We start from the raw sequence: 8,977 nt of genomic DNA, 5'->3' as shown, positions 1-8,977 counted from the left end.
CTTATGTTCGTCATATCTGTCACAGGGGTGGCCAAGAAGTTTATGTACGGGCGATTCATCTCCCACCTACGCTGGGCTTCGCCCCAGACGCTTAGAGGTGGGAGAATTCTCGCTTAATTATGTTAAAAAGGATGACCCGAAAGTCATCCTAACTTTTAAACTGCCATTTCGGCATACATGTCTTTCAACTGTTTCGTCGCGGCTTCATCCATCTGAAGGGCGACGAGCTCGACGAAGCGCAGGGCTGGATCGGTATCACCTGACAAGGCGACGATTTCAGCAGCCGCGCCGTCAAGGGCGAGTAGAATTCCTGAAACACCTAGCGTCGGATAGTAACGGAGCAACGCCCGAACATGCTTCATCTCGGAGACGTCATTCCCATTAATTTTGAGTGATTTAACGGCAAGCTCTTTGTGCGTGCCGATGGCAAATTTATCTTCCCATACCTCTTCAAGTGTGATCAACGCTTCCACATCATAGGCACCATCTGTGAAACGAACTAGTTTTTCCATGTGACATATCCCCTCTCGTTTATCTACTCTTATTATAAAAAAGATTCAGCGGAATAGTTTGTGAAATATTGAACATTATGTGTAAACTTTGTCTCACCTCACGATTAGACATAAAAAAAGGCCCCTCCGAGGAGGGGCAAATAATGGAAGAGTAAAACACCATTGGCAGTACATTAATAATATAACATCGAATGTAAACGTTTACAATGTGTTTCTGAAACTTTTTTCAAGCGGCATATGTAAGACGTCAATCCCACTTTCCCGCATCAAATCAAGTCCATCCCCGTGCTCATAGCCGACAGCGTACACGACTCGGGCCACGCGCGCAGCGATGAGCGCGAGCGAGCAAGAATGGCATGGTGAATGGGTCACATAGGCGGTAGCGCCGAATGCGTTCGTCGAATCAGCGGCCAATTTCCCGATCGCATTGATTTCGGCATGGATCTCGTGTTGTTTTGACCAATTGTGATGTTCGAACGGGTCGCTACATTTAACAAATGTCACACCTTGCTCGATGATGCGCACAGACGGCTCGGTCAAGTCGACCGTATCATCCGTCACATATTCGGCTCGTTGGTAAAATCCGTCATCACGTTTTAGAAAGATTTCATTACAGTTCGTATGTCCCGGCGGTGTCCCGTTCAATCCGATCGAGATCGGTTTCTCATCTTTGACGATGACACAGGCGACACTCTTCGAGGCACATTTCGAGTGCCGTTCCGCCATCATGTCGGCGAACTGTAACCACGTCTCGTCCCACAATCGTTGTTTCTCCATCCTGATCCTCCTCATGGAAAAAGAAAGTCTGAATGCTCAGACTTTCTTTTTAGTATCCAGTCTCTTTTGGCAACTCTTTATTCTTTGAGGCAATTTCGATGACTTTTTCTTTCAGTTCGTGCTCCATCCGATCGAGCTCACGTTCGGCCTCACGACGCTTCTGCTTGCCTTCCTGTTGGATACGCAGCGTTTCGTCGAGCGTTGACAATAGATTCTCGTGCGCGACTTTGAGCGATTCGACCGAAACGATCCCTTTTTCGTTCTCGGTTGCGATCTCGATCGACGAATCTTTCAACATTTTCGAGTTTTGTTCGAGCAGTTGGTTCGTCGTCTTCGTGACGTCTTGTTGCATCCGGAGTGCCGTTTTCTGGCGCGTCAAGCTGAGGGCGAGGACGACTTGGTTTTTCCAAAGCGGAATCGTGTTGACGACAGCCGACTCGATTTTCTCGGCTAAGATTTGGTTATTTTGTTGGATGACACGGATTTGCGGCGCCATCTGCAGACTGATCGTCCGGCTCAACTTCAAATCATGCAACTTCTTCTCGAACCGGTCTGTCAATTGGATCATATCGTTTAGCTGTTGCAGCTTCACTTGATCTCTCGTCGTTTCGACTTCTTGACGGAGCGGCGCGATCTCGTGATCGCGGACGTGGTCGAGCTTCGTCTCACCGGCTGCGATATAGACGTTCAATTCTTCGAAGTAGCGCTTGTTCTTATCATACATTTGATCGAGCATCGTAATGTCCTTCATCAGACCGAACTTGGCTCGGTCGAGATTGTGAATGACTTCTTCCAAATAGACGTTCATTTTTTCAAATTGAAGCTTATAGTTTTCAGCTTTCTTTTTCGCTCGTCCGATGAGCGGTAAGTTGTCTATAAAACTCTTCTTCTCCGGTTGAAGCATATCCGGGTCCATCTTCCGAACGTTTTGCATCAAATCGGACAACAACTTACCTGCGTCGCCACCGTCTTTCATGCGGACCTCGGTCAAGATTTGGTCAGAGAATTGAGACAGTTCCCGTTGGACGTTCGATCCGAATAACATGACGGAGTCTGTTTTTTTAATATCGATCGACTCGGCGATCCGGGTGATTCGTTCCCGGTGTTGTTGCGGCACGTCGGCTTTCGGTTGGATGGCCGGCACCTCATGTTTTTCTGTCATCGAGGACCAATCCACAGACGGGTCAGAGATTTCCTCTGTCTCGGTCTTTGTTTTCGTCTGTGAAGTGAGCTCTTCTTCTGGCCATGACTGCCAGTTCGTTTCATTCGATGAAGTCATGTTTTTTTCTCCCTTCCGGTTGATCTGCCAATACCCGTTCCATCATGATCAATTCGCGTTCGAAGTCGACAGCGTCGTCTTCGAGCAGACGGCTCCGTTGTTCTTTGAACTTATCGACGATGAGCCGCATATTGGTGATCAGTTGCTCTCGTGTCTCTTCTTGAATGACGACACGTTTTCCTTCTAGTTCTTTAAATTTCAAGACGACGGACACGAGCGAGTCCAAATAAAACGTGAACAGATCTCTGACGTGCTTCGCATCTTGGGGGTTCTCGAACAATTCGGCAAACAGTTCGTGTGCCTCTCTCGAGACCGCCTTCATTTCACGACGAACTTCGACATCTTTTATTTCAGGCAAGATACGATCGATCTGCTGGAGTTTTTCGTACCCTTGCTCGATCGTCCGTTGTAAAAATTGCAGTTCCAAGTCGTCTGTCGCTTCGAACTGACGGACCGGTGCCACATCTTCCATCGGTTTAAGGATGCGGGAACCGACGAACGGTTCTTCTTCATCGAGCAACAGTTTTTTCTTCGCCCGTTTCGCTACCGGTGCGGGTGCCCGCTTACGTCGTTTGTTACTCGACCACACCTCATTCAATACGAGCGCCCCGACGATGATAAACAGCCAGGAGAAATCAAACACACTTATGGCAAAATATAGGATTGCCCCGGTCAGGGCCCATTTCATCCATGTCTTCATCCTTGTCACCTCGTCTCATGATACTTCTATTGTACCTTACGTGAACCGTCAACAAAAGTTTCGTCATCTTTATAAGCTTAGCATAATGAAGCCGTTCGCTCTCTCGGTCGCAAGTACGAAAAAAAGCAAGGGGAAGTTCCCCTTGCTTAGCTGATTAACCATGTCGAGACCATAACGATTGCGACCGTCACCGGGATGACGTAACGAATGAGGAAACGCCATACCGGATACAATTTAGCGCCCGTCCCGGACGTTTTAATCTCGTCTTGCAAAATACGCTCATCGACGACATGGCCGACAAAGATTGACGTGAGTAACGCCCCTGTCGGCATGAGGATGTAACTGACGACATAGTCCATCGAGTCAAAGAACGTACGGCCGTTCAAGAACTGCAACTCACTCATCAGTCCGAACGATAAGGCCGAGGGGATCCCGACGGCGAACACGATGGCCGCTGAGAGGAGTGTGACGTTACGCTTCGACATCGTTTGTTTCTTCTCGTTCAATTTATCGGTCACACCGGCGACGACGACTTCTAGCATCGCGATCGAAGACGTGATCGAGGCAAACGTGAACAATAAGAAGAACAATACCATGAAGAAGCCGCCGAGTGGGACTTGGTTAAATACGGCCGGCAACACGACGAACAGGAGCGCCGGGCCTTCTGCCGGATCGAGCCCCGAGGCGAAGACGGCCGGGAAGATGGCGAGTCCCGCCAAAATTGAAACAGTGACGTTCAACAAGACGATCATATTTGCCGAGCGGTTGAGCGTCCCTTTCGTTTGAATGTACGAGGCGTATGTGAGCATCGCCGCCACCCCGAGCGACAGCGAGAAGAACGCTTGCCCGAGCGCGAACAAGACCGACTCGCCGGTCAGTGCCGAGAAGTCAGGCTGCAAGAAGAAGCGGACCCCTTCCATGGCACCGTCAAGTGTCAACGAGCGGATGACGAGCACGATGAAACTGACGAACAGGAGCGGCATTAAAATCTTGCTCATCCGCTCGATTCCGCCTTCTACCCCTTTCAAGACGATGAGTAGCGTGATCAATAAGAACAAAAATTGTCCGAAGATGGCAATCCCAGGAGATGCGACGACGTCCGCGAACACGGTCCCGAACTCGTCAGGTGACCGGCCACTGAGCGTCCCGCTCAAGCCGAGCCCGACATAGATCAACACCCATCCACCGATGACACTGTAGAATGATAGCAGTAAGAAGCAAGCGATTACGCCGAGGTAACCGACCAATGTCCAATGGCGATGGCCGAGTTTTTTAAAGGCAAGGAGCGCCGTCTTTTGCGTCGAGCGCCCGACGATGAACTCTCCGATGAGAAGCGGCAGACCGAGTAAGAATGTGAATGCTAAAAACATGAGCAAAAAGGCGCCGCCCCCACTTGTTCCCGTGACATATGGAAATTTCCAGATGGCACCGAGACCGATTGCGGACCCTGCGGCCGCTAAAATGAATCCAATTTTTGAGGCGAACGAATTTTGCGCCATTACTATCCCTACTTCCTAATTTCATTTCATTTTCATAATAATAGTGAAATACTAACACGGTTCAGAAACGAGAACAACAAAAAACAGAGAAAAGTCTGAATTCTTTCCTCTGCCTTCGTAAACGATTATGGGACGAGAAATGTCAGTTCATTCGGTAACACTTTAATCTGTAAATGATCCGTTTCAAAGTGTTCACCATCCACATCGATGACTTGTGGCTCACGCAAAAACACATCAAGTTGCTCCATTTGGAGATGGACCCATTCTGACGACGACTGTTCGAGTCCGAGCTGTTGCGTCAATAGCTGACGAATCATCGGGAAGCCGATGGCCGAGCTATGGACGACTTCGACGAGACCGTCCGTGAACGATTGCGTCGCGATCTTCGTCGGGACCGTGCCGAGATAGGCACCGTTGCCGACGTATAGAAAGCTGACGGCCCCATCATGGATGACCTCGCCCGCCCGCTCGATACGGACCTTGAACGGATCGAGTTCACGGAACTGACGAATCGTCGCTAAAAAGTAACCGATCGAGCCGAGCGTTTCTTTTTGGAGCGGGTCGATTTGTCGGGAAGCGTCCGCGATCAATCCGACCCCGACAAAGTTGAGGGCGAACCGGTCGTTGACACGCATCACATCGACCGATTGCTGCTCGCTCATTTTAAACAGGCGAGCCGCCTCAATCGGTTCAACAGGCAGTTCAATCGCCCTCGCGAAGTCGTTGCACGTCCCCGCTGGCACGAGACCGACGCTCGGACGTTCGTCACGAGGCAACGCCATCAATCCGTTGACGACTTCATGAAGCGTCCCGTCCCCACCGATGAGGATCAAATGATCGAATCCACTGCTCGTTCGAGCAAGGTGCGCTGCATCCCCTTCAGCTAGCGTCTTTTGGATGAGGATCTCTTGATACATCGACTCGACTGTCCCGACCACTTCGCCGAGCATCGTCTCGCTCGCACCCGACTTCGGGTTCGAAATGATCATCGCTTTCATAGTAGACCAGCTTGTTCCAAGAAGTCTTGGGCTACGTCGTAGGCCCGTTCTTTCCCGTAAGCGACCCGACGGTTCAATTCAGACATCTCTTCGTCAGTGATGAGTCCGCCCAACTGGTTGAGCGCGTCCTCGATCTCCGGATGTTCTTCAAGCGTTTCTGCTTTCAAGAGTGGAGCACCTTGATAAGGCGGGAAGAACTGTTGATCGTCTTCTAACACGAGCAGGTCGTTTTCGGCGATATCCGCGTCGGTCGAATACGCATCGATAAGATTGACGTCGCCCCGTGCGATGGCGCTGTAACGAAGTTTCTGCTCCATCGAAACGACAGAAGGGAAATCAAGTCCGTACGCTTGCTGGAGTCCTGGATATCCGTCTTCACGGTCCGTGAACTCGAGCGTGAATCCGGCCTGGATGTCATTTTGCACGCTACGTAAATCTGAAATCGTCGTGACGCCTTCAGTTTCCGCATAGTCACGCGGGATCGCGATGGCGTACGTGTTATTGAATTGCATCGGTTCAAGTAAAACGAAGCCGTCATCTGCTAGCGCATCCCGTGCTTGTTCGTACACTTCACGGGCATCGTTTGAATTCGGTGTTTCTTTCACCAGACTCGCGAGTACCGTCCCGGTGAATTCAGGATAAATATCGACATCACCGGATTTCAACGCTCCCCAGACGAACGTCGTCTCTCCGAAGTTCGGACGGACCGATACGGTCAGATCCGTCTCTTCTTCGATCAACAGTTTGTACATGTTCATCAAGATCTCCGGTTCAGGACCGAGCTTCCCGGCGACGACGAGGTCGGTCTGTTGGGTACGGCCCAATGCGAGTGGTGCCGCGACAATTATCGCCAAGACGGTCGATACGGCGATCAGCTTCGTCTTGTTGCGGGTCGCCGTCGCACCTTCCATTTGACGGAGCAAGAAGTCGAACAATAATGCGAGAATGGCTGCTGGGATCGCACCGAGCAAAATCAAATAGTTGTCGTTTCGGTTAATTCCAAGCAAGATCAACGTCCCGAGTCCGCCTGCTCCGACGAGTGCCGCCAGCGTGGCTGTACCGACAATTAACACCATCGCTGTTCGAATCCCGGCCATGATGACCGGTAGCGCGAGCGGTAGTTCGACTCTCATCAAACTTTGGTTCGGTCTCATGCCGCAACCTTGCGCGGCTTCGATCAGTGACTTATCGACTTCGTTCAACCCCGTGAACGTATTGCGAAGGATTGGCAGCAACGCGTACAGAACGAGCGCAATCGTGGCAGGAAGTGCACCGATCCCAACGAGCGGAATCATAAGACCGAGTAGAGCCAAAGAAGGAATCGTTTGGATGATGGCGGTGAAGCCGATTGCTGTTTCGGCCACTTTTTTACGCCGCGTCAGCCAGATACCTAACGGGACCGCAATTAACACCGCAATCAAAAGGGAGACGACAGAAAGTTGTAAATGCTCGATTAGCGCTTCGACCAATTCCCCGCGTCGATTTTGGAACGTTTCAAGCATCTGCCTCACCTCTTCCGTGTTGTGTAAAGTCGAGCACGAACGGATCATCACTCGCTCGAATCTCGTCAGGCGTGCCGACGACGACCAGTTTTCCGTCACGCATGAGAGCGATCCGGTCCCCGAGTTTCATCGCTTCCTCAATATCATGAGTGACGAACAGAATCGTCTTCCCTAACTCATCGTTCAACCGTTTGATGTCATCTTGGAGCTGGGCCCGACTGATCGGATCGAGCGCCGAGAACGGTTCATCCATTAAAATGACTTCCGGGTCGGCCGCGAGCGCTCGCAAGACGCCGACTCGTTGTTGTTGACCACCCGACAGTTCAGGCGGTTTTTTAGAACGGAGGACAGGGTCGAGACCGGCGATTTTCATCAGTTCGGTCACACGGTCTTTCGTCTTCGTCTTCGGCCATTTCAATAGGTCCGGAACGACGGCGATGTTCTCTTCGACCGTCAAATGCGGGAACAATGCGATTTGTTGGAGCACGTAGCCGATGTTGCGTCGCAGTTCATAAATGTCGAACTGATAGATTTCGCGCTCATCAATCAGGATTTTCCCGTCAGTGTGGTCAATCAGACGATTCACCATCTTCATCGTCGTCGTCTTGCCACAACCCGATGGCCCGATCAATACGAAAATCTCTCCTTTTCGTACCGTCAAACTCAAGTTTGCAACAGCCAATGTCCCATCATCGTAACGCTTGGAAACGTTTTGAAATTCAATCAACACAATCCCTCCTCGGCTTTTCACATTATATGAAAGTCAAATATTAGTTTGCCCGTTTCCAGCGATTGTTAAACAATAAAAGGTTCTCCCGCGGGAGAACCTTTTCGTTATGGAAGTGTGATGGTAACGTGGCGACGACCCCAATTGATTGCCTCGCTCTTCGTATCGACGAGTAGATCGACGATGTTGCCTTTAATGCGTCCCCCCGTATCGAGAGCGATCGCTTGACCGATCCCTTCGATCTGTACGACCGTACCGAGCGGGATGACGACCGGATCGACGGCGATGATGCGCATGCCGTTATAAAAAATCGAATCCGTCACGTCGTGTCCCGTCGCCGTCAACACCCGGCCCCCGTATGAGCCGTTGTCTGCCGCATCATTCGTATAAGCTGTCGACTCAGCTTGAATGACGCGCCCGCTGTTTGTCGAGACAGGTTTCGCCACAGCGTTTGTCGTGGCTTGCTCTGCTTTCGCTTCTGCCTGGCGCTTCGCTGCTTCTGCAAGTCGCGCTTTCTCAGCCGCGACCCGCTTTGCTTCCGCCAACCGTTTCGCTTCCCGCTCTGCCTGCTGCTTGGCTTTTTCTTCTGCCACTCGTTTCTCTTCCGCGAGTCGCTTCTCTTCCGCGAGTCGCTTTTCGCGCTCGATTTTTTGTTGGCGCTCAAGCTCGATCGCAATCCGTTCCAACTCCAGCGGGTTTTGTACGATTTTCTGTTCTGTTCCGATTCCAATTTGAGCGGCGTCGGCAGTCGTAGCAACTACGAACGTACCGGCGACGACAAACAGAAGCGTCATCATATATTTCAAATATTTCATAGTGATTAGGTCAGCCCTTTCTCGTCTTCTAACGAACAGGAGTAAATTTACCATGCCGTCTCGAACCCGAGAAGTGGTTTTGACGAAGTGAAATATTGCTGACATATGAACGAACGTTTAGTTACAGATTGTAACAATTGCCGAAAACGTTGCTATACAAGCGACCTA

The 8,977-nt window shown here is 50.7% G+C and carries 9 protein-coding genes; all 9 read right to left on the bottom strand.

All coding sequences use genetic code 11. From position 1 onward, the window contains the following. Nucleotides 1–155: 155 nt before the first annotated feature. The 9 genes from EVJ28_RS01775 to EVJ28_RS01735 all read right to left on the bottom strand — a co-directional run bounded on the left by EVJ28_RS01775 (nucleotide 156) and on the right by EVJ28_RS01735 (nucleotide 8,809). Complete coding sequence (locus EVJ28_RS01775; protein WP_016509485.1) at nucleotides 156–512, bottom strand: hypothetical protein; 357 nt, start codon at nucleotides 510–512, stop codon at nucleotides 156–158. Nucleotides 513–713: 201 nt separating this feature from the next. Beyond that, a complete protein-coding gene (locus EVJ28_RS01770) occupies nucleotides 714–1,289 on the bottom strand; it encodes a deoxycytidylate deaminase (protein ID WP_131458602.1) in 576 nt (191 codons plus the stop codon). Between the two features lie 49 nt (nucleotides 1,290–1,338). After that, the gene (locus EVJ28_RS01765; protein WP_131458601.1) at nucleotides 1,339–2,568 is read right to left on the bottom strand and encodes a toxic anion resistance protein; all 1,230 of its coding nucleotides are present in this window, start codon (nucleotides 2,566–2,568) and stop codon (nucleotides 1,339–1,341) included. Next, nucleotides 2,552–3,268, bottom strand: a complete 717-nt coding sequence (locus EVJ28_RS01760) for a 5-bromo-4-chloroindolyl phosphate hydrolysis family protein (protein WP_016509957.1) — start codon at nucleotides 3,266–3,268, stop codon at nucleotides 2,552–2,554. The genes EVJ28_RS01765 and EVJ28_RS01760 overlap by 17 nt, the downstream gene beginning before the upstream one ends. Nucleotides 3,269–3,414: 146 nt before the next feature. After that, entirely contained in the window at nucleotides 3,415–4,767 is a 1,353-nt protein-coding gene (locus EVJ28_RS01755; RefSeq protein WP_131458600.1) for a sodium-dependent transporter, read from the bottom strand. A gap of 125 nt (nucleotides 4,768–4,892) precedes the next feature. Further along, nucleotides 4,893–5,765 (bottom strand): diacylglycerol/lipid kinase family protein, encoded by an 873-nt coding sequence (locus EVJ28_RS01750; protein WP_131458599.1) that lies wholly within the window; start codon nucleotides 5,763–5,765, stop codon nucleotides 4,893–4,895. After that, nucleotides 5,762–7,267 carry an ABC transporter permease/substrate-binding protein gene (locus EVJ28_RS01745; RefSeq protein WP_131458598.1) on the bottom strand — a complete coding sequence of 502 codons (1,506 nt, stop codon included), beginning with the start codon at nucleotides 7,265–7,267 and terminating at the stop codon, nucleotides 5,762–5,764. Before EVJ28_RS01745 ends, EVJ28_RS01750 begins: the two co-directional genes overlap by 4 nt. Further along, nucleotides 7,260–7,997: an ABC transporter ATP-binding protein gene (locus tag EVJ28_RS01740; protein ID WP_131487867.1), complete on the bottom strand. Its 738-nt coding sequence runs from the start codon at nucleotides 7,995–7,997 to the stop codon at nucleotides 7,260–7,262. Before EVJ28_RS01740 ends, EVJ28_RS01745 begins: the two co-directional genes overlap by 8 nt. 104 nt (nucleotides 7,998–8,101) lie before the next feature. After that, nucleotides 8,102–8,809, bottom strand: a complete 708-nt coding sequence (locus EVJ28_RS01735; RefSeq protein WP_131458596.1) for a 3D domain-containing protein — start codon at nucleotides 8,807–8,809, stop codon at nucleotides 8,102–8,104. Between the last annotated feature and the right edge of the window lie 168 nt (nucleotides 8,810–8,977).

Origin of the sequence: Exiguobacterium sp. SH3S3 (assembly GCF_004337115.1) — a bacterium.
Lineage (GTDB): Bacteria > Bacillota > Bacilli > Exiguobacteriales > Exiguobacteriaceae > Exiguobacterium > Exiguobacterium aurantiacum_A.
The sequence above is the reverse complement of the archived record's forward strand: the minus strand, read 5'-3'. Positions and strand labels throughout refer to the sequence as shown.